Genomic DNA, 19,476 nt, shown 5'->3' on the forward strand with positions numbered 1-19,476 from the left:
GCATGATCCGATTTGCAAACGCCGGTATACGCTTCGGCGAGCGGTGGATCTTCCGCGAGTTGGACCTTTCTGTTGCTTCTGGAACGACTTTAGCGCTGCTCGGCCCGAACGGGCGGGGCAAGACGACGCTTGTCCGAGCGATCGTCGGGCTGCTTCCACTGAGCGAGGGAACAAGAGATGCGCCGAGCCTCGTTGGGTACGTGCCGCAGGCAACTGGCGAGCCGATCCGCTACAGCGTGCTGGATATGGTTGTGATGGGGCGGGCGCGCCAACTCGGCGTATTCGGCTCTCCGTCCGGCGAGGACTATCGTGCGGCACATCAAGCTTTGAGCACGGTCGGCCTCGCAGAGCTGAGCGAGCGTCCCTACAAGCGGACCTCCGGTGGCGAGCGCCAGCTCGTCATGCTGGCCCGAGCGCTTTCGACAGGCGCTCACACCATTGTCCTCGATGAACCGGCATCGGCCCTTGATCTAGCCAACCAAAGCCGGCTGTTGGGAATTTTGGGGGAACTGCAGAGCCACGGTACCTATACAATCGTGTTCAGCACGCATCTACCACAGCACGCATTACATCTCGCGGATGAGACGATGATGATGATGCCATCCGGTCGGCTCATTCGTGGCCGCTCGGCCGAGATTTTATCCGATCAAAATCTCGAGCAGCTTTATGGCGTTCCTATTCGGCGTGTGCCGATGTCAGGCAGCACTGACGCGATCGTTCCCCTGCTGGACTCGCCGAAGCACACATCACCTGCCGGCCACCACCGCGAAGATTGCAATCATGAACACTGACCATAGCAGGCGTAACTTTGTTTGTGCGCTTTGCGGAGGGCTTTGCCTGTCGGCCGCCGTTCCTTGGCTCGTTGGATCCCACGAGCGGTCCGATGGAGCATCCACGCGCGGCGAGATCAAGTTCAAGGACCTCACCGGTCGCGAAATCATCCTTGCCAGGCCAGCAGAACGCATAGTCGATACGATGGGTGCGACGGCGGCGATGGCCATAGCCGTCCATGGATCGCCGGCAAGGCTGGCGGGCATTCATCCGTTCACAAGGCCGATGTTCGAGAAAAGCTTCATCAGCCGCATCTTTCCCGAGGTGTTGCAGATCCCGAGCGATGTGGTGACCGGGAGCAGTTACACGCCAAACGTCGAGCGGATCGCCGGCCTCAATCCGGACGTCGTCGTCCATTGGGGCGACTATGGCGAGACAACGGCGACACCACTTCGCAACGCCGGCCTCACGGTCGCGACCTATCGCGCGCTCGCCGGCGGTGCGGAGGAGACGCTGTACGCTTTTGCGAAGATGTTGGGCGACATGATAGGGGACAATTCTCGCTCAACCTATCTGCGCGAACTCGGCGATGAGATCCGGACGCATCTCAGTGGCTTGCTGCGGGCAGTTCCGGAAGAGAAGCGCACGCGCGCGCTCATCGTGACCGTGACCGGAGCAGGTCTCTCAGCGTCTGGTGGTGACGCCAGCAGCACCTATTCATATCATCTCTACCGGGCCGGCGGCATCAACGTCGCCTCCGCCCTGCCGGACTTCAGCGCGGTCAGTTCCGAGCAAATTGCCAGTTGGAATCCAGATGTCGTGTTTGTCTTCAATTCGCCACGAGCCAGCCTCGATCGCATCTATGCCGACCCGGTACTGAGCGCGACCAAGGCTGCCCGGACCCGCCGCGTCTATGTCTTGCCGATCGGCAGTCATAGCTGGGGCTCCCTCGGGCCCGAGGATCCCCTTGTCCAGACATGGATGGCCGAGCTCTTCTATCCCCAGCGAATGGATAGGTCTCTGCGTCAACGGATGGGAAACGCATATGAGAAAATGTTCGGTCGGCGCTTTACTAATCAAGAGCTCGATGAGGTCCTGCTGATGAGCACAAACAGCCAGTCGGATGGCTATGAACGCTTCTTGCCGGCCTGAGCGCCTGTTACCAATCGTGCGGTTGAGGCACTTCGACTCCGCCTTCTGTCTGGCCTTGACCGCGCTGACGACCAGTTTTGCTTCCGACCCGTCGTAGCCCAGCTACGCTATCGTCCAATTCCGGTGGAATACGAATGATAGATTTGGAAATAGACTTTCGCGCACTCACAATTGCAGCCCGCGCAGTTGCCGATGAGCTGGTGTGTTCAGCGGATTGTAAAGCTGGCGGGGTTGGTGCTGCGTTAGTCTCGGCAACAGGCACTATTTACACTGGACTATGCATCGACACCGGCTCGAGTCTTGGATTTTGCGCAGAGCACGCGGCAGTTGCGGACATGCTCAAGCACCGCGAAACCCGGATCGCCGGGATCGTCGCCGTGACCTGCGAAGGAAACGTCTTGCCTCCCTGCGGCCGCTGCCGCGAATTGATCCGACAGGTTGATCCCGCCAACTGGCATACCCGCGTCCTCGTGGCTGAGAACGTCGTTGTCGCGCTTTCTGAACTCCTGCCCTATGGCCAGCCCAGTGAACCTTCGCAGCTTGGCACTTGAGCGCCAGGAGAGCGTTCATGTGTGCATCCCACACCTTTCTGACTTTGACGCCCGGAACAGCTGTTCACGGTCGGCATCTGAAGGCGTGACGGCAGCGAGCAGGACGGCTGAGACGTCTATAGGTAGCCCTTCGCCGACCAAAACCAGTCAAGCTTGACGCTCGTCATCCATTGGGATACGCTGCATCACAATGAGTGACAGAGGGAGGTTCGTAATGCCGATCGAAGACAAGACACAAATCTCGATTCGGATTCCCGTGGGAATGCTGGCCAATTTCGATCGTATCGCCCATGCGCTGGATCGTGACCGCACCTGGGTAATGCTGTGCGCGTTTAAGTCGTATCTCGACGGGGAAGGCGGGCATCTGCTTGAGGAGATTCAGGGCATCGAGGAACTTGATGCGGGCCGGACTGTCGATTTCGACGAGGTCTTGGATAAGGCGGACACGATCGTTGCGGCGGCCCGCAACAAGCGTCATGCCAAGGTCGACTGATGCCTGAGCGCATTGCGGGCATGGCGCGGCAGGCCGAAAAGCGCTTCCTGGAAGGCATTGCCTACATAGCCGAGCGCAATCCGTCAGCGGCGGAAAAGATCGTCAGAAACATGAGGGAACTGAGGGAGCGGCTGGTAGATTTCCCAAATATTGGCGTACGAGGCGAGATTCCGGGAACCAGAAGGGTGGTGCTGAGGCCATTTGTTCTGACGGTGCGCAAGGGCATGAACGGAGTGGAGATCGCTGCGGTTCGCCATGCCAAACAGAGGGACGCTTATGCACCGTCGGAGCTCCTAGACGAAGAGAGCGTCGAGGAGAAGCTTCCGTCTGGATCTACGCCGTGACCTTCCCTCAGTGCGTCGTGTAGACGAACGCGCTCAGCTCCGACACTGGCCCCTTGGCTAAAGGCCTGTCTTTCGCTTTTGAGGTCAGTGACAACGATACAGTCAGGGAGATATTTCGCAGTATGCCACGGAGACCGCCGACAACGCCGCGTCAAAAATCTCCGGAGGAACGCAGGGACGATCTCATGGATGCCGCCCAGAGGCTCTTTCTTGAGAATGGGCCGGCTTCGACCACCATCAATCAGATCACCTCGGCAGCCGATGTGGCGAAGGGCACCTTCTACTTATATTTTTCCTCGAAGGAGGATGTGCTGGCGGCCTTATCGGAACGCTTCATCGTCCAATACGCGGATATGTTGCGGGCTAAAATTTCAAAACGGCCGTCTCGTGATTGGAAGGGCCGAATCGCTGCTTGGGCGAAGTCGGGCGTCACCGGTTTGCTGGACGCGGGCCCTCTCGCAGAAATCTTGTTTCACGCCCATCAGCAGCCGGTGGACTGGAGTAAGCAGAACACCCTGGTGGCTCCATTGGAGGAGTTGCTTCGAGCCGGTTCATCCAAAGGCGCCTGGTCGATAGACGACCCACATTTCACCGCCATGTTTCTGTTCTCAGGCCTTCATGGGGTGGTGGATGATGCTCTGTTTGGCGCCGTGCCGATTAACCGTAGCAAGCTTGTCCGGAAGGTGCTTCTTCTTGCTTTGCGTGTTGTGGCGCTTGATGAGGAATAGCGTATAAGCTGCCCGAAGAGACCCCGTGCGAATTGGCCCTGTCGGCGCGAATATGCGATTTCGTGGACCCTCTCACGCAGCGGCTTGATATCACCGAAGTTACCTCGCTCAAGCCTTTCCCAAAGACGATCCCGACAACCGGCTGTCCTGACTGACTCATCCTTCCCCTCATAGGCTTTCACAGCCCGCTCAACCTGTTTCCGGCTCTGGCTTGCGAGGTTCCCCAAGGATTGATGACAGGCACGCCCATTCCGCTGAAATCCTTCGTGTTGCGGGAAACGAGCGTCAACCGTCGCACAAAAGCTGTCGCCGCTATATCATTGATCGGCTTCGGATCGGGAACATGCCATTCTGCCGCCTTGGTTGCGGCCGCTTCGTCCAGCGGCAGGATGCGACCGAAAACGCCGGGATGACAACCTCTTTAAGCCAGTGGCGAAGCACTTTGCCGGCCATAGCGTCCGAACGCACGACGCTCCGGACGCCAATTTCCAGTTCATGAACGACTACTGTCGAAATGAACGTTTCGGCCGGATCAACAGTCTCGTTGAATGCGATGACATTGGGATGCGCCTTGCCGCTTGATACTTTGCGCAGTTCGGACCCGACATGGGTTTCGAGCAAGAACATCAGGAAAGGTCCACCGGTTTGGCCCGCTCCACGCGCGCAGGCAACGGCAAGTCGATATCCTGCGCGCCGGGTGCGGCCAGCATGTCGCCAAGCGTCCGCATTTTGCCTGTGAGACGCCTGTATTCCTCAAAGGATAACAGGACGTGGGCGGGCCTGCCGCGATCCGTGATAATGACAGGACCGTCTTTGGCCGCACGCTTGGCACGGCCAAGGTCCTGATTAAGCTCTCGGCCTGAAAGGGTCGTAATCGTCATTGCAGCCTCCTGGTGTGGTTACGTGACTACATTGGGGGCGCGCTACGCAAGGCAAATAGCCGGTCAGACCCCCCTGCCCGATCTGGCGGGGCTTTGCCTGCTGCGCGTGGTCCGGCCCAGGGGGGTCGCTTTTGACGTCGCCTGCGCCGCCTCTGCCGGCCCAGACCTCCCGCAAGTTGTGGGCAAGCTACCAGCAACGCGCCTCTCGACACAGGCTCACGGGAGCCGGGATGCGGCCGAAACCGATGTAGAGGAGGTGACCACGCCGGGCCGCATGATCATCATGTGCCTCGACCCGAGCCTCCATCTCGGACCCATTTCATGCCGCCATCACGCGCTTCCTCGATGGCTTTCTGCCTGGAACGCGCGAGGAGTTCCACAGATAGCGAGGAAAATGAGCGACAATATCGACCCGTCGAAAGCGGAAAGTCGGTCTACACTAATGTCGACAAGGCCCGCCATGCGGTCTGCATTTTTATAGGGTTGTAATTTCCCTCATCGCTGTGGTGTCATAACGGAAGATGAACCGAATGGAGAAGGAGAAGATGCACGCAGGCTTCGAAAATGGAGGAGGGGAATATGTTCACCTGCACGAGCGCGTGCTTCTCGACATTATGATGATGGCGGAGACGCGGTTTCCTCAACTTAATCGCGTCTTCGGTGCGAAACCTGAGGATGTTCCTGATTATCTGCTCAAGATTGAGCAACTGGGGCAGGTGCGGGATTTTTTCCAACCAGTTGCCAAGGACGAGGAGCCCGGGCAGTTGGTTGGCGTAATGGCGGCGCTTTGTGAGGCGGTACGCGCGGAAGCGCTGGGCGCCGACACTCCGATTGGAACATATTCGCAAGAAGTGGCCGCGATGAACCGGCAAATCGATGACCAGTAGGCACGAGAGCGTGGCCGTCCCGACGGGCCGCATTCCATACTTGCGTGGTCGTCAACCGAACGGGCCGAGACAATCGGCGCCCGGTTTTAGCGAGCTTGCGACCGGCTCAGGATAAGCCGGGCGGCCCCCTTAGCGGAGCTTACCAGATGGTGACAATTGGCTCGCTCGCGGGCGATAGGGCACCGGCCGCTGGCAACCCAGCGGACAAAGCGCGTGTCACGAGACTTTCCTTCTGGAGTCCACGCGGCCTTGTTGAGGTCTGTCTAACGATTGCAATTGCGGCCGCCCTCCCCTTCATCGGTCTTGGCTGATGGGCTGTTGAGATCCGATGCATATCGTTGTCCGCAAAAGCCCATCTCACCGTCTCGCCTTCCTCACCGAACGCGAAGCGATGGCGCTTCGCGCCTGGTACGGCAATTCCAGCAACAAGGACGATGATCGCATCGCTCTTACCGTCATCAAACGCGCAAAAACAATGGACGGGTGGATCGAATGCGACTGCATCGCCGGCAAGCACAAGCCGTTGCTCGCGCCGATCCAGCAGGAAAAGACGTTCGCGCTGCGCCGCCTCACACATCACGGAGATCCGCATCAACATGAGGACAGGCCGAACCACGCAGACACCTGCCCCTTTCATGTCGATCGAGACGACACGCCCGCCCTCTTCGACCGCGGCTATCACATCAGACCTCTTCCAAGAAGCGAGCGCCCCTATATCGATGCGTTGCCGGCCATCCCCGACCAGCTAGCCGATCGAGAAACGCCGGCGGCCGCGCGCTCGGTCGAACGAAACGATCGGCCATCGAAACTTGGTGTGATCCTGTGGCGGCTGATCGATAAGGCAGGCGAGAATGTTATCCCGCCCTTGCAGGACCAGCCGAATTTTGGCCTCAACGACCAAATCTCGAAACTGCGGCACGCAGCGCGCGATCTGAAGGTCTTGCGCACCTGGTCACTCGGTTCGCTTATGTCGACCTGGGCGGCTGACTACTGGACGCCGGATTGCCGATGGCAGCGACTGCTCGACAAATCGCGACCCGATTGGCCCGAAACGCTGCGCCGTACCGGTTTCATGCTGCTTTTTTCGACCAGCGCTTCCGCCAAGGCGATCTCGCCCGCCTCGAACCCGCGCAAGATCGAAGTCCAGTCGAAAGTTCGTCAACCGCTGCGCGGCGATCCATCCAGCCGCGGTCCCTTTCTCACCATCCTAAATGCCGATTTTCAGGAGAACGACCAAGGCCCGATCCGGGCGATCCAGGCCTATGCGCAACCAGTCTATAACGGCGATACACTTTTCCCCGTCGAATCCGGCTTCGAACGCGATGTTTCGCATCTGCTATTCTGGCTGCAGGCCTCCCTCTTCGAGGCAGCCCCACAGTTGCGCATCAGGATATCGAAGCCGCTCTTCGCATGGGAAACTCCGTCGGGACTTTGCCGGCCTGATTTCGTGCTCGAGACGACTTATGGCAACCGCGAACCCGTCTCACTCATCGTCGAGGCTCTGGGCATGGACACCGACGAGTATGTGGCGGAAAAGGAGAAGACGCTGCCTCGAATGCGCGAAATCGGCCCCGTCTTCGAAATCCGGCCCGCCGATCTGGCGCAGGCCACCGCCGAGGAAACCGGCAAACAACTCCAGCATTGGGTGCTCGAACACTCCCGGCACTCGCGTTCTTCATCGCAATTTCCAAGACCAACCCATGCGACTTCGCATGGCACTTGAATGAAGGTTGGTTCCGCTCGCTCAAGCCATGGAAGAATGGCGGCCAGGAAATCCACTTTGATAATGCCCATCAGCGGTTGCAACTGGCCGGCTGACCCCCACATGCGGGCTTTCAGGAAAGCGCGTGAGCAGGTTCGTTTCGGCCGTGATCTGTTCGATTGGTCGCCCAAATGGGCGATAGAGCCGCAATAGAAGCCTTCCGCTCCTTCCCGGACTCGGTAGGTCCGGTTCACACCGCCAACGACTAAAGCAACATCGGTAAAGCGCCGTCCGTATCGCGAAGAAAGAAGATCTTATCAATGTCGCCCATGATGGAAACCAAACCAATGGAGCCGTCGCAATTCTCCCCGAACCCCGCGACGGCTTGAGCGCCTAACGCCACCCCGGATAGGAGACCCGGCTGAGCTCATATGGAGGTCCGCCAGGATGGACATGCCGGAAAATGTCTCGATCAGCCGATTCAAGTTTTGTAAGCGCGCTCGTCAATGTCACGGAAAATAGCGCTGCGCTTTAAGGTCTGTTTCGACAATTTCACCTTCTGACAATAATCCCTATCAGTACGAGTCAATGAAAGATGCTGGGTGCTGCTGTGTCGGATTCTTTCAAAACGCCCTATCTTTTGTTCGGTATTTCGGCTGACCTTTTCTATGTCATCTTCACCGCTTCCCTCGTCCCGTTCATCCTCAATCCAACGCGGTGATCGGTGTGTGGCTACTGATTTTTGTTCCTCTATCCAATGTTGCTCGCTTTTGAGCCATGGGCGAGCACTCTAAAGAGGGCGATTGCTTCGATGAGGAACTCGCAAACGGGCGGCCGCCACCGGGAGCGCATCATAATCTCAGCATGAGCGATCCTCCTGCTGAACGTTGGCCGGTGCACTCGAAGGATTGCCGATATCCGTAAGCCAAGGCGCTCCCCCGTCGGCACTCGGGCGGGGGAGATATCGTCCCCGAGGCTCATCAATGACCCGCAGATCACCGATCAGGCGATGAGGTCAGTTTGTGAGCACAGCTGCCTTGGCTGCAGCATAACCGTCCTTGCCGTCGAACGTCTTCACACCATCCAACCATGCGGTCAGCATGTCGGGGTGCTGCTTTATCAATTTGCGCGCTGCGTCTATCGGCTCGACGCTGTTGGTCATGATCTCGTTCATGCCGACGTTTTCATAGTCGATGTCGAAGTGCAGGTTTTCAAGGAACTTGGTCACGTTCGGGCATTCCTGGCGGTAGCCCTTGCGCGTCAGTGTCCGAACAGTCGCCCCACCAAAGTTGGGACCATATTCCTTGTCGCCGCCACTCAGGTAAGTCAGGTCGAAATTGAGGTTCATGGGATGTGGCGCCCAAGCCAGGAAAACGATCCATTCCTTTCCCTTGGTCATCTTGTCGACCTGTGTCAGCATAGCGGCCTCGCTGGACTCCACGACATTCCAGTCCTTGAGACCGTGCCTTCCGGCGGAAATCATGTCGAGCAGCGGCTGGTTGGAGCCCGCTTCAATACCGTAGATCGTTGAGTTGAATTTGTCAGAGAATTTCGAAAGATCATCATACGAGGTCACCCCCGCCTTCGCGACATAGGTCGGCACGGCCAGCGTGAACTTGGCGCCCGTCAGATTGGTCGTGATGACATCGACATCACCGTTGTTGACGTATGATTTGAATTCCTGTTCCTGGACGGGAAGCCAGTTCCCCAGGAAAACGTCGATGTCCTTGTTTTTCAAGCTTTCGAAGGTCACCGGCAGACCCAGAATGGTCTGTTCGGGTTCGTAGCCCAAGGCAGTCAGGATGACGGACGCCGTCGCATTCGTCAGCGAAAGGTCCGTCCAGCTCAGGTCGGAGAATTTCACCTTCCGGCAGCTCTCGGGATCGGCGTGCGCAGGTGCAGCGGCCATGAAGATGGTGAGCGCGGCGCTTGCGTAAAGGGCAAAGGCTTTCATCGGAGTTCCCCTGTTTTTGTTGTACGCTCCAACAATCATATCTTTTTTGTTGGCGTGTGCAATAAAAAAATGCAAGATGCGCTCGCGACCAGGAGGGACACGATGCCAAAAGTGGGAATGCAACCTATTCGACAGAAGCAGATCATTGAGGCTGCCATCGATACCATTCACGAGCTTGGCATCGAGCAGAGCTCGATCCGCCAGATCGGCATGAAGGCGGGAATTTCGCCGAGCCTCATCACCCACTATTTCGGCAGCCGGGACGAGCTTTACACGCTTGTCCTGCGTCATCTGAACCGTGAGTTGTCGCGAGCCACGATCGCCAAACTACGGACGGCTTCGACGCCGATGGAGCGCCTTCTGGCCATCGCTTCGGCGCAATTCGATGCCGAGCAGTTTCAGCCGGCGGTCGCAACGGCGTGGTTCGCCCTTTGGGCGTCCCTGCGCGGCAATCACGAGATGATGCGCTATCAAGCGATCTACGAAAAGCGCCTGGCGAGCAATATCGCCTACTGCCTGCGCTCGCTTATTCCCGAAAATCAGGTGGACTTTGCCGTCAACTGTCTCCTGGCAATGATCGACGGGCTCTGGGTCAAAGCGGCCCAACCGACCAGCCGAGTGACCACCGAGAACGCCTTGGCCATTTTCCAGAACTACGTCGTCCAGCTGGTCAGCCAGTTGGCGCGAGGGAGCGCCGAATGAATGTTTCGGACTATGTCGCTCGAGACGGCGTCGGTTTGGCGCGTCTGATCGAACGGAAAGAGGTTTCCCGGCGCGAGGTGATCGAGGCTGCGATCAGCGTCATTGAAAGCAGGGATGCCGCTCTCAATGCAGTGATCATGCGCAATTTCGACGCGAGCTGTTCGCGGTCCGATACCGGTGCTGCCAGTGCATTGCGCGGTGTGCCCTTCCTTCTAAAGGACGTGAACCTCTATTCGTCGGACATGCCGACGACCTTCGGTTCGGCGTTCTTCAAGGGTGCGCCAGCAAAGCCTGACAGCATCATGGTCGATCGGTGGCGCCGCGCTGGCCTCGCTATCTTGGGCAAGACAAACACGCCGGAATTTGCTGCCGAGTTTGTCACCGAGCCTCGGGCGTATGGCACCACGCGCAACCCACGGGACCTCAATCTGACGGTCGGAGGTAGCAGCGGGGGGGCGGCCGCTGCCGTTGCGGCGGGAATGGTGCCGATTGCCCACGCAACAGACCTTGGTGGCTCGATCAGAATACCGGCTGCGTGCTGCGGCGTGTTCGGGTTCAAGCCGACTGCGGGTTTCAATCCCACAAGACCGTACTTTGATGAGATTGCAGGTGGGCTGAACTCCGATCACGTTATCACGCGCACCGTGCGCGACAGCGCGGCATCGCTCGACATCACCGCCGATTTCTCTCCACAGCGCCATTCCTATCTCGAAGGCCTCGATAGACCTGTACGGCAGATAACAGTCGGGGTCTGCTGCACTGACCCGGCAGGCAGACCTTGTGGTCCGGACCAGCAGGAGGCAGTGAACCGGGCGGCTCAGGTTCTGGAATCGTTCGGGCACCGCATCATTGAATATCGCTATCCAGAGGGTCTCGATGCGTCCAACTGGTTCGATTACCTGTGGATTTTCGACCTCGTGCGCCTAGTCGAGGAACGCTCACGCGAGCTCGGCAGCGCCCCGGCAGCCGGGGAGCTTGAGCCGTTGACGTGGCATCTCCTGGAAAAGGCCAAGGCGGGGGGGAATGGCGCCCATGAGCGGGCACGCTCCGCCCGCGAGATCTATACCTCACGCTATCTGGGTTCGATGGAATCGATCCATGTCTGCTTGACGCCGGCACTGGCGACCAACCCGCCAAACGTCGGGTCTCTGAGCTTTACTGCATTTGGAGATGTCGAGGCCTGGAACGCGGTCGGGTACAGGTTCGCTCCCTACTCCATTCCATCGAACATTTCAGGACAGCCGTCCGCGTCGTGTCCGTTTTTCAAAAACAGCTCAGGGCTCTCGGTCGGCGTGCAAATCAGCGGCAAGCCGGGCGATGATCTCCTCGTCTTGCAACTGTGTGCCCAGCTGGAGCTGTTTCACGCGGCATGAAGGTTTCCGCCGGGCCGCACTTGGATTGCCGCTTCGAGCGTAAATTGCCATGGCAGGTCGAATGTCCGCAAGGGGTCGAGAGAGTCGTTCCTACCAGATGCTCGCCCCTTCAACAGGCGGTCAACCACGTCGCCATCGCTCGTTAATCAACGTACCACAACGTCAGCCGACAACGTCGCAACTCCAGCCCACGATAGAAACCATGCGTACTGATCCCGACCCCGTACCGCCCCACAAGACCGCGGCCGAAGCGATGATGGCGAAAACGACAAAGCAGGACGTGCTATTTCCTGTCGGCCATACGTCGTTTCTCACAAATGAGGCGGAACATCTCCGTCTTGAAAAGCAGCTTTTCTCAATCAAGGATGATTTCCTTTACGCCTGCATCACCTATGGCGAGGGCTTGGAGGACAAGCCTTTCAGCGGCTTCACAAGGACCAAGGGTTTGGGCTATGCCTTCCTGGCATTCTTCGCTCAAAGGGCTTTCGGTGTTCACCGCTTTCCTTTTTTCCCCGACAGGAACGCTTGCGATTCTCTGACCGACAGGCAGAGGAAAACTGTCATTGACTGCGTCCAAATGCTCTCAGCCGAGAGGGTGAATGCGATTTGCAACGAGCTGATCGACATTCATCAACATGCCCTAAACCTGCTCCAGGAAAAGGGTGTCGATGAAGTCCACCTCACTCGAAAGATCCGTGATGGCGGCGATTGTCCCGTTTCGGGCGAAAATTATGCCCAGACCATCATGACCCTCAAAAAAGCTGCCCAAGTCATGGGTCTCGACACGATTCAGCTGGAAATGGACGTTCTGAATTCCTGGGGAGATGACACCGGATATTCGTTCTTCCCGATCCTTCTGCGCCAAAGCATACCGGCGAAGGACGTGCTTTACTTCAGCAACATGATCGCGAACCGCGATGCGCCTGTTGGTGGCCATCGCATGGCAGTCGAGCAGGCCGAATGGGTCGTTCTCAATCGCTCTCCTACCGGCGTGATGGCGTGCGCCATCGACGATATCGTCTTTGATGAGAGCCTTTACGAGCAATCGAAAACATGGAGCAGGCACCAATATGCCAGATTCCTCGAAAACCACACACCATTCGCTTTCCGAAACGCTCACCGGATAGATGAACGTTACGCTTCCAGGACTTTGGGATGGCGTCTCACGCGGGCGGGGCGGCTCAAATACCTGTTTGCGGCGCTTTCCCCTTTTGGCTGCCTCCGCGATTGAAGCGGAGGCTGGGTCCGAAAAGCGCATAATTTCTGCTATCGCGGCCCGTTGTTAACGTCAAAGCCGCCGTGAGGTGTGGCACTAGCCGGACGAAGGTCGAGGACAGGCTCGGCACGAAGTGGGCCCTGCGTAGCTCCAGGCTGCGGCCGCAGGAGCCGATCACTATGGCGCGACGCCGACGCCGTAGCGTCCCGCAAGCCGCCAGAACCAGTCCTGATCGAGGTCGACCCGGCGCTCCGCTTCTTCTTGGGGGCGCGGCAATTGCCGCCAAGCCTCCGGTGGTTGCGCCACTGCCCTCGCCGCCACCGTTGACCGCAGGCGGAGCAAAACACTTTGAAACACCGTTTCCGGGAGTCGATCGGCAAGGAGAGCGTTCACGGAACGCTGCATGGCCCTCCCTTCCTTGGAGAATCCTGAGTTCATTTTTCAAAGAGCCTCAGTCTGCTCGGCCAGGCAATTCGCGCACGGACCGCTGAGTTCGAGGCTTGCCACTCCGATTTGAAAATTTTGCCGTCTCGACCACTCGCCCAACCTGAGATCGACGACATCGTCGCAAAACTTCGTGACCCGTCCGCATCGCTCGCAGGCTGCCAGGATCGCTGTTCCCCGGCAATGGGCATGCGGGCCGGCGCACAGCACCGGCGAGCGTACGCCATGCGGCTTGATATATCGAGGATGTCGTATGCGCTCACCGGCTTGCCGGGCTGGGAAATGGCCTCTAGCACCAGCTTCTGGTTCCTGGTGAGCTCCGGGAGTGCCATTGGCCAGCGAGCGTTGCGACGTGCCGCTTATCAGAAAGGCCGTGGCACCCAATGCTGCAATCCAGAAGCTCGTCGGCCAGTCGGTTAGGAAGGCGAGCCAGAGGCTGACCCATGCAATGACGATGGCAAGCGCGATCGAGACCCGGATGCCGGCGAGCACGCCGCGCGTCAGCCTCAGCGCAGTTGCCCCCGGGGCCACCATCACCGCGAAGACGAGCAGCGCGCCGACGATCTGCACCGCTTCGGCCGTGGCGACGGCGACGAGGATTATGAACAGGGTCGAGACGAGGTTGAGCGGCACGCAACTTTGCCTCGGCGAGTTCCGGCTGCAGGCTGGGCGAAGAGCAGCGGCCGGGCGATCGTCTCCAAGGCGGCAAGGAGCAAGGCGCCTCCATATTGCGCCCACAACGGTCGCAGTCCCATTCCTCAGGCTTGGCGTTCCTGGCTCCCCATAGAAGACCATTGCACCGCGAACGTCGTATCCAAGCACCGACCGGCTGGCCGCATGTGAACTGTAGAAGTGCTCCTGTTCGCGAGGAGGGTCGCGCCCATGTCGTCGCCCGGCGATGGGCGGGCCACGCCGTGCGCAAGGCCGCGTGTGGACCGTTCAAGACCGTGCTCGGACCGGGCAACGATGCCGAACACGCGCTACACTTTCACTTCGATCTAGAGCCACGCCGACATCGGCTCGACCTTCTGCCAATAGGCGACGGGGTTGCAGAACCTGGGCAAGTCGTTCCGAAAGCAAAAACCGCTCCTATGCGATCTGCTTGGCCGTCACGCGACGGGCTGCGTTGCTGCTATTGTCAGTCGTATTTTCCGCTTGCCGCGATGAGGCGCATAGGGATCACGCAGCTTGTGCGAGAACTTCCGGCGACGTGCTCTGGCGGAAGTCTGCACCCACTTCGTGCTAGCCGAGTGGCGTGAACAGAATGCGCCGCATCTCGGCGGTAGATGTAAGATTTGCCGTGCCCCGAAAGCAGCTCGAGATCGCGGTTGCGGAAAAAGCGGCCAGAAAAGCACTGGCGCTAACGCAGCTTCGCTCGGCTCACCCGCCAGATGACGTTACCGACATCGTCGGCGACGAGTAGTGCGCCGGTCCTGTCGACAGCAACGCCAACCGGACGGCCCATCGCCTGTAGGCGGGCCTGGAGCCGAAAATTGGTCACGTCGGCCGCTCATCTTCCTTCGTCGGAATGGGGAGTAAGCGCTCCTGGAACGATGTTGATGTTTTAAGTCAGTTATCCGCGTGGGCGGGAACTTTGTTTGCTACTTTTCCGCAAGATCCGGGCTTTGCGAAAGGAGCGAATTCGGATCATTACCGAGCATCTCTATAAGGTCGCGCGCTTCGGCTTCAGTAATGCCGGGGCAAGGAAGCCGCAGCGAGACCTGTCCGGATTTGTGTGGATAAGCCGTGCATCGCCCATTGGTCCTGCGCAGCATGCCGCGCACTCTCACGAAATGATGGCCGAGTACGTTGAACTGGTTTTGGTCGAGCAGTCCCTGTCCAGCATGAATTGGCCGTTTTTCGATCGAGTGGGTGACGTCGTGGAAAAAACGGATGGCTGTGTTTTGTTCGATATTCGCGTCGAGGGCGACACTCGCATGTTGAGGATGGCAGCTATCGGCTACAGCGCAAACGGCACTGTAGCAATCATGATGGATAAGAACGGACGACTTAGCTCCACGCCGTCAATGGAGACGACGACGCTCTCGTTGCCGAACTTAGCGCGTGGTATTCGCTTTCGATGGCCGAACAAGTTTGCGTTAGCTACCACGGCGCGGCCCCACAACTGCTTGCGAAGCTTCTCTAAATTAACCAGTGCCGGCGCGGCGCGGGTGCACTGCACCGCGCATCGCGAGACCTAGTCGCTGCGGGTTTATGGCTGGTGTGAGCACACTTCCCAAACTCGCCATCCAATTTCGATCCAACTTACTGAGAACCCTCATGTTGAGAAAAAGGCCGCCTCGATAGGCAGGCATTTCGAAGGGACGACACCGTCCTGAGAACCGGGCATGGCGCTCGAACCGCGAACGCGACGCCCTTGCTGGAGGTGCTCTGATCAGAGGCCTATCGCGGCCGCGGCGTGGCGTCCAAATTGCCGTGGCGTCCAAATCGCCGCGGGCGGGAAAACCATCTTCTCCTTCCTGGTGAGGGGTGTTAGCAAGGCACGAACTGGAGGGGATCGTGGTCAAGCGTGCCGCGACATCGCGTCTGGTGGCGGCACTGGTCCTCGCGCTGGTGCTGGTCACCCAATCCGTCGTCGGCGCCTTCGCGCTCGGCGCGGCTGGTGCTGGCCAGCAACTGGACGTTTTTGGCAATCCGCTATGCCTGAACGGTTCGGATCACGACAATTCCAGCGGCTCCGGCACGCCGGATCACTCCAAGACACCGTCCTGCTGCACCTTCGCCTGCTCGATGTTCTGGCCCGGCATCGCCGCGCCGGCCAATGCCGGCCAGGTCGAGCCCGGCCTGCGTATCGCCTTGCGCCTGGCCTTCACGCAACACAAGGCGATAGACCTGCGCGAACAGGGATATCGGCCTGGAAACCCGCGCGCTCCCCCGCCGCAAGCCTGATCGCTGACCGCCGCCTGCCGCAAGCAGGCGTCATCTCCGCAAGATCACAGGCTTCGGCTGCCGCCGTTTTGCGCAGCCGTTTGGGAGCAATCCAATGCAACATCCATTTCGCGCCTTTGCGCGCACTTTTTCGCGTACCCATCAATCAAGTCGCCTGCACTCGTTCGAAGAACGGCTGGGCATCGTCGTCTTCACGGTCGCGCTGCTCTTTGCCACGACCCACTCCCTGTGGGCGCATGAGTTCAAGGTGGGCGACATCGAGATCGTCCATCCGTGGTCGCAGGCCACGCCCGAAGGCGCCAAGGTCGCTGCCGGTTATCTTGTGCTGAAGAACCACGGCAGCTCACCCGACCGACTGGTCTCGGCCACCGGCGAGGTGGCCGGCATGACGCAGGTTCACGAGATGGCTGTCGACGCGAATGGCGTCATGACGATGAAGCAGCTTGCCGACGGGCTGGAGATCCCCGCCGGCGGTGAAGTAGCGCTCAAGCCCGGCTCGTTCCACATCATGTTCATGGACCTCAAGCAGCCGGTGAAGAAGGGCCAGTCCTTCAAGGGGACGCTGACCTTCGAGAAGGCTGGCACGGTCGAGGTCGAATATTGCGGTCGATGCCCTGGGAGGCGAGCATGACGACCACGCCAACTGACGCTCGCAAGCCTGCCAGGCGTGTCGGCACTTTCGTTGCGGTCGCCTGCATCGCCATCATGGTGCTGGGTGTCGCCGCGATGCTGGTTTGGCCACGGGCCGCTCAGACGACGGTCAACGCGGTCGCTCCGATCGGCGGGCCGTTCACTCTAACGACCCAGGCCGGCGCCAAGCTTTCCGACACCGATCTGAAAGGCAAGCCGTTCGCCGTGTTCTTCGGCTTCACCCATTGCCCGGAAGTTTGCCCGACAACGCTTTGGGAAATGACCGAGGCAATGAAGACGCTCGGGCCGGAGGCCGACAAGCTGAAGGTGTTGTTCATTTCGGTGGACCCGGCGCGGGACACGCCCGACTTCATGGCCGGGTATCTCGAGTCTTTTGATCCGCGCATCATCGGACTGACGGGTACGGAAGCCGAGGTTGCGGCGGTGGGTAAGGAATACCGCGTCTATTGGAAGAAGATCCCGACGGAAGACGGCGACTACACGATGGACCACACCGCTTCGATCTTCCTGATGGACGCCAATGGCGAGTTCGCCGGGACGATCTCCTATGGCGAAGAGATGAGCACGCGGCTCGCGAAATTGCGCAGACTGATTGCAGGCTCTGCATGAGGCCGGATCGCTTCGCCAAACGAGGCTGATTTTCCAAACGCGGCCGCATCCGAATGCGGCTGCTCCCTTCATCGATCAAAACAGCAGGCGGTCATGCGTGCCGCCTCATTGGAGAGGTTTACTCATGTCCACCGCAACGCTTGCAGCGCAGCCTGAAGCGCTCCTCAGCACCCGGCTCTACCGCGCCGTCTGGCGCTGGCATTTTTATGCCGGCCTTTATGTCATCCCATTCCTTCTCGTGCTCGCCTCCACCGGGCTGATTATGGTCTATGGCAACTCGATCGAGACCTTCCTTGGCGCCAAGCATTATGTGGCGCCAGGCGGCGAGCGCGCCTCCTATGAGGCGCAATCGCAGACGGCCATCGCCGCCATCCCCGGTGGCGCGCTGAAGTTGATGGTCGTGCCCAAAGAACCGGACCGCGCCACCGTCTTCATCGTGAATGGCAACGGCAAGGACAACGTCGTCGCCGTCGATCCGCACGGACCGAAGGCGCTCGACACGATCGCCAAGGACGACACCTGGTTCTATTGGGCCGACCATATCCACGGCACGCTCTTGCTGGGCGATGTCGGCGACCGGCTGATCGAGATCGCCGCCGGTCTCGGCATCGTGCTGGTGCTTACCGGTCTTTACATGTGGTGGCCGCGCACTGGCCGGGCGCTTGGCCGCGTCTTGGTCCCGAACCTGCGGACGCGGGGTCGCGCGCTGTGGAAGGAGCTGCATGTCTCGCTCGGCTTCTACATTTCGATCGTGCTGTTCTTCTTCCTGCTGTCGGGCCTCGCCTGGACAGGCGTGTGGGGAGCCAAGATCGTACAGGCTTGGAGCACCTTCCCGGCGGCGAAGTGGGACAATGTTCCGCTCTCGGACAAGACTCATGCCGGCATGAATCACGGCGCATTGAAGGAAGTGCCGTGGACGCTGGAGCAGACGCCAATGCCGATGTCGGGCTCGCAGGCGGGCGCGGCTGGCCTGCAAATGGGCTCCGTCAATCTCGACACGGTTGCCGCTTACGCTCGCGCCAACGATTTTACCGAGCAGTTCCGCATCAACGTGCCTCAGGAGGAGGGCGGGGTCTACACGATCTCGGCCGACTCCATGGATGCCGATACGCTCGACCCCTTTGGTGATCGCACCGTGCATATCGACCGCTACACTGGCAAGATCCTCGCCGACATTCGCTTCGCCGACTATGGTCTGGCCGGCAAGGCAATGGCGGTGGGCATTGCGCTCCACCAGGCCAATCTCGGTTGGTGGAACACCGCGCTCAACCTGCTGTTCTGCCTCGCGATCATCACGATGGCCCTGTCAGGCGCGGTGATGTGGTGGAAGCGCAGGCCGGCGGGGCAACTCGGGACACCGCTTTATCCGAAGAACTACCGGGTTCCGGCTGCCATCCTGGCGATCGCGCTCTGCGTCTCCGTGATCTTTCCATTGACCGGGCTGGCAATCGTTGCCTTCGCTGTGATCGATTTTCTGCTCCCCAGGCGCCTGAAGGAGGCAGGTTTCCAAGTGGCCGAGGCGTGAATTGGTAAGGCGGCCGACCTACGCGCAAGGGTCGGCCGCAACGCCGAAAAATCGCGGGCTGCTATCGGGGGGTCTGTGCATAGCGAAACCCACTATCGAGCAAGCGATCTTCCACTTTTAGCCCACCTCTCAAGCGGGCTGGCATATCACGAGTTCGCGAGGCTCGGGACGAGTGGCGATCCCAAAAGCGTTTATCCCTTACCGCCGGGCGCTCCCAAGACCCTGAGCGCCCCAAATCGAAAACGCTTTGGAGAATAAACCATGAAACATCTCCTCACGCCTATAGTGGCCGCCTTGTTCATAGCCTCCACTGGCGCGGCTTTCGCTGGTAATGTCCACACCGTGACCGGAACGACCGGTCAGCCCAACCAAACGATCGGTACCGCAGAGACCGGAGGTGCTACCCCCGGTAACGCCAGCACTGCTCCTGGCTCAGCGTTCAATCCTGATGGGGTTGCCGATGGAAAGTACGCAGGTACCCAGCCGCAGAACTCCAATAATCCCAAGAGCGTATCTCAGTACGACGTAGCGGGCTTCCAGCAATCCCATAACCACTGAGGCACGTGAATCATGGCCTTGAAGA

22 protein-coding genes and 1 pseudogene are annotated in these 19,476 nt (G+C 59.4%); 19 read left to right on the forward strand and 4 right to left on the reverse strand.

Annotation, left to right across the window (positions count from 1 at the left end; all coding sequences use genetic code 11):
- Window positions 1–2 precede the first annotated feature (2 nt).
- From ABID26_RS22330 to ABID26_RS22355, 6 genes are all read left to right on the forward strand, one after another.
- Complete coding sequence (locus ABID26_RS22330; protein WP_354416437.1) at window positions 3–791, forward strand: ABC transporter ATP-binding protein; 789 nt, start codon at window positions 3–5, stop codon at window positions 789–791.
- Complete coding sequence (locus ABID26_RS22335; protein WP_354416439.1) at window positions 781–1,923, forward strand: ABC transporter substrate-binding protein; 1,143 nt, start codon at window positions 781–783, stop codon at window positions 1,921–1,923. Before ABID26_RS22330 ends, ABID26_RS22335 begins: the two co-directional genes overlap by 11 nt.
- A gap of 134 nt (window positions 1,924–2,057) precedes the next feature.
- On the forward strand, window positions 2,058–2,474 hold the full coding sequence (locus ABID26_RS22340) for a cytidine deaminase family protein (protein ID WP_354416440.1): 417 nt from the start codon (window positions 2,058–2,060) through the stop codon (window positions 2,472–2,474).
- Between the two features lie 214 nt (window positions 2,475–2,688).
- Window positions 2,689–2,967 (forward strand): CopG family ribbon-helix-helix protein, encoded by a 279-nt coding sequence (locus ABID26_RS22345; RefSeq protein ID WP_354416441.1) that lies wholly within the window; start codon window positions 2,689–2,691, stop codon window positions 2,965–2,967.
- Window positions 2,967–3,311, forward strand: coding sequence for a type II toxin-antitoxin system RelE/ParE family toxin (locus ABID26_RS22350; RefSeq protein WP_354416443.1), 345 nt, complete (start codon window positions 2,967–2,969; stop codon window positions 3,309–3,311). Before ABID26_RS22345 ends, ABID26_RS22350 begins: the two co-directional genes overlap by 1 nt.
- 185 nt (window positions 3,312–3,496) lie before the next feature.
- Window positions 3,497–4,039 carry a TetR/AcrR family transcriptional regulator gene (locus tag ABID26_RS22355; protein WP_354416445.1) on the forward strand — a complete coding sequence of 181 codons (543 nt, stop codon included), beginning with the start codon at window positions 3,497–3,499 and terminating at the stop codon, window positions 4,037–4,039.
- Between the two features lie 312 nt (window positions 4,040–4,351).
- Here the strand turns inward: ABID26_RS22355 and ABID26_RS22360 are convergent, their stop codons facing one another.
- Both ABID26_RS22360 and ABID26_RS22365 read right to left on the reverse strand, forming a co-directional pair.
- On the reverse strand, window positions 4,352–4,666 hold the full coding sequence (locus tag ABID26_RS22360; protein WP_354416447.1) for a PIN domain-containing protein: 315 nt from the start codon (window positions 4,664–4,666) through the stop codon (window positions 4,352–4,354).
- Window positions 4,666–4,920: a type II toxin-antitoxin system Phd/YefM family antitoxin gene (locus ABID26_RS22365; protein ID WP_354416449.1), complete on the reverse strand. Its 255-nt coding sequence runs from the start codon at window positions 4,918–4,920 to the stop codon at window positions 4,666–4,668. Before ABID26_RS22365 ends, ABID26_RS22360 begins: the two co-directional genes overlap by 1 nt.
- Window positions 4,921–5,450: 530 nt before the next feature.
- Here ABID26_RS22365 and ABID26_RS22370 point away from each other — a divergent pair.
- Together ABID26_RS22370 and ABID26_RS22375 are read left to right on the forward strand one after the other, a co-directional pair.
- Entirely contained in the window at window positions 5,451–5,807 is a 357-nt protein-coding gene (locus ABID26_RS22370; protein ID WP_354416451.1) for a hypothetical protein, read from the forward strand.
- 328 nt (window positions 5,808–6,135) lie between these two features.
- Complete coding sequence (locus ABID26_RS22375) at window positions 6,136–7,530, forward strand: hypothetical protein (protein WP_354416452.1); 1,395 nt, start codon at window positions 6,136–6,138, stop codon at window positions 7,528–7,530.
- 994 nt (window positions 7,531–8,524) lie between these two features.
- Here the strand turns inward: ABID26_RS22375 and choX are convergent.
- Window positions 8,525–9,463, reverse strand: a complete 939-nt coding sequence (gene choX, locus ABID26_RS22380) for a choline ABC transporter substrate-binding protein (protein ID WP_354416454.1) — start codon at window positions 9,461–9,463, stop codon at window positions 8,525–8,527.
- A gap of 69 nt (window positions 9,464–9,532) precedes the next feature.
- Between choX and betI the strand changes: the two genes are divergently transcribed.
- The 3 genes from betI to ABID26_RS22395 all read left to right on the forward strand — a co-directional run bounded on the left by betI (window position 9,533) and on the right by ABID26_RS22395 (window position 12,769).
- Window positions 9,533–10,165 (forward strand): transcriptional regulator BetI, encoded by a 633-nt coding sequence (gene betI, locus ABID26_RS22385; protein ID WP_354416456.1) that lies wholly within the window; start codon window positions 9,533–9,535, stop codon window positions 10,163–10,165.
- Window positions 10,162–11,538: an amidase gene (locus tag ABID26_RS22390; protein ID WP_354416458.1), complete on the forward strand. Its 1,377-nt coding sequence runs from the start codon at window positions 10,162–10,164 to the stop codon at window positions 11,536–11,538. The genes betI and ABID26_RS22390 overlap by 4 nt, the downstream gene beginning before the upstream one ends.
- Window positions 11,539–11,740: 202 nt before the next feature.
- A complete protein-coding gene (locus tag ABID26_RS22395; RefSeq protein ID WP_354416460.1) occupies window positions 11,741–12,769 on the forward strand; it encodes a hypothetical protein in 1,029 nt (342 codons plus the stop codon).
- Between the two features lie 426 nt (window positions 12,770–13,195).
- Here the strand turns inward: ABID26_RS22395 and ABID26_RS22400 are convergent, their stop codons facing one another.
- On the reverse strand, window positions 13,196–13,993 hold the full coding sequence (locus ABID26_RS22400) for a metal ABC transporter permease (protein WP_354416462.1): 798 nt from the start codon (window positions 13,991–13,993) through the stop codon (window positions 13,196–13,198).
- 113 nt (window positions 13,994–14,106) lie between these two features.
- On the opposite strand from ABID26_RS22400, the pseudogene ABID26_RS22405 reads away from it, so the two are divergent.
- The 8 genes and pseudogenes from ABID26_RS22405 to ABID26_RS22440 form a co-directional block, all read left to right on the forward strand.
- Window positions 14,107–14,236 (forward strand): annotated as a pseudogene (locus tag ABID26_RS22405) (extensin family protein); the annotation flags it as partial.
- A gap of 226 nt (window positions 14,237–14,462) precedes the next feature.
- On the forward strand, window positions 14,463–14,621 hold the full coding sequence (locus ABID26_RS22410) for a hypothetical protein (protein WP_354416798.1): 159 nt from the start codon (window positions 14,463–14,465) through the stop codon (window positions 14,619–14,621).
- A gap of 175 nt (window positions 14,622–14,796) precedes the next feature.
- Entirely contained in the window at window positions 14,797–15,399 is a 603-nt protein-coding gene (locus ABID26_RS22415) for a hypothetical protein (protein ID WP_354416464.1), read from the forward strand.
- 319 nt (window positions 15,400–15,718) lie between these two features.
- Window positions 15,719–16,108 (forward strand): hypothetical protein, encoded by a 390-nt coding sequence (locus tag ABID26_RS22420; RefSeq protein ID WP_354416465.1) that lies wholly within the window; start codon window positions 15,719–15,721, stop codon window positions 16,106–16,108.
- A 94-nt stretch (window positions 16,109–16,202) separates the two neighbouring features.
- Window positions 16,203–16,739: a copper chaperone PCu(A)C gene (locus ABID26_RS22425; RefSeq protein ID WP_354416467.1), complete on the forward strand. Its 537-nt coding sequence runs from the start codon at window positions 16,203–16,205 to the stop codon at window positions 16,737–16,739.
- Window positions 16,736–17,368, forward strand: coding sequence for an SCO family protein (locus tag ABID26_RS22430; protein ID WP_354416469.1), 633 nt, complete (start codon window positions 16,736–16,738; stop codon window positions 17,366–17,368). Before ABID26_RS22425 ends, ABID26_RS22430 begins: the two co-directional genes overlap by 4 nt.
- 124 nt (window positions 17,369–17,492) lie before the next feature.
- Complete coding sequence (locus ABID26_RS22435; protein WP_354416471.1) at window positions 17,493–18,893, forward strand: PepSY-associated TM helix domain-containing protein; 1,401 nt, start codon at window positions 17,493–17,495, stop codon at window positions 18,891–18,893.
- Window positions 18,894–19,154: 261 nt separating this feature from the next.
- Window positions 19,155–19,451 carry an adenylate cyclase gene (locus ABID26_RS22440; RefSeq protein WP_354416473.1) on the forward strand — a complete coding sequence of 99 codons (297 nt, stop codon included), beginning with the start codon at window positions 19,155–19,157 and terminating at the stop codon, window positions 19,449–19,451.
- The last annotated feature ends 25 nt before the right edge of the window (window positions 19,452–19,476 follow it).

The sequence above is a fragment of the Mesorhizobium shonense genome (assembly GCF_040545255.1).
Taxonomy (GTDB): Bacteria; Pseudomonadota; Alphaproteobacteria; order Rhizobiales; family Rhizobiaceae; genus Mesorhizobium; species Mesorhizobium shonense.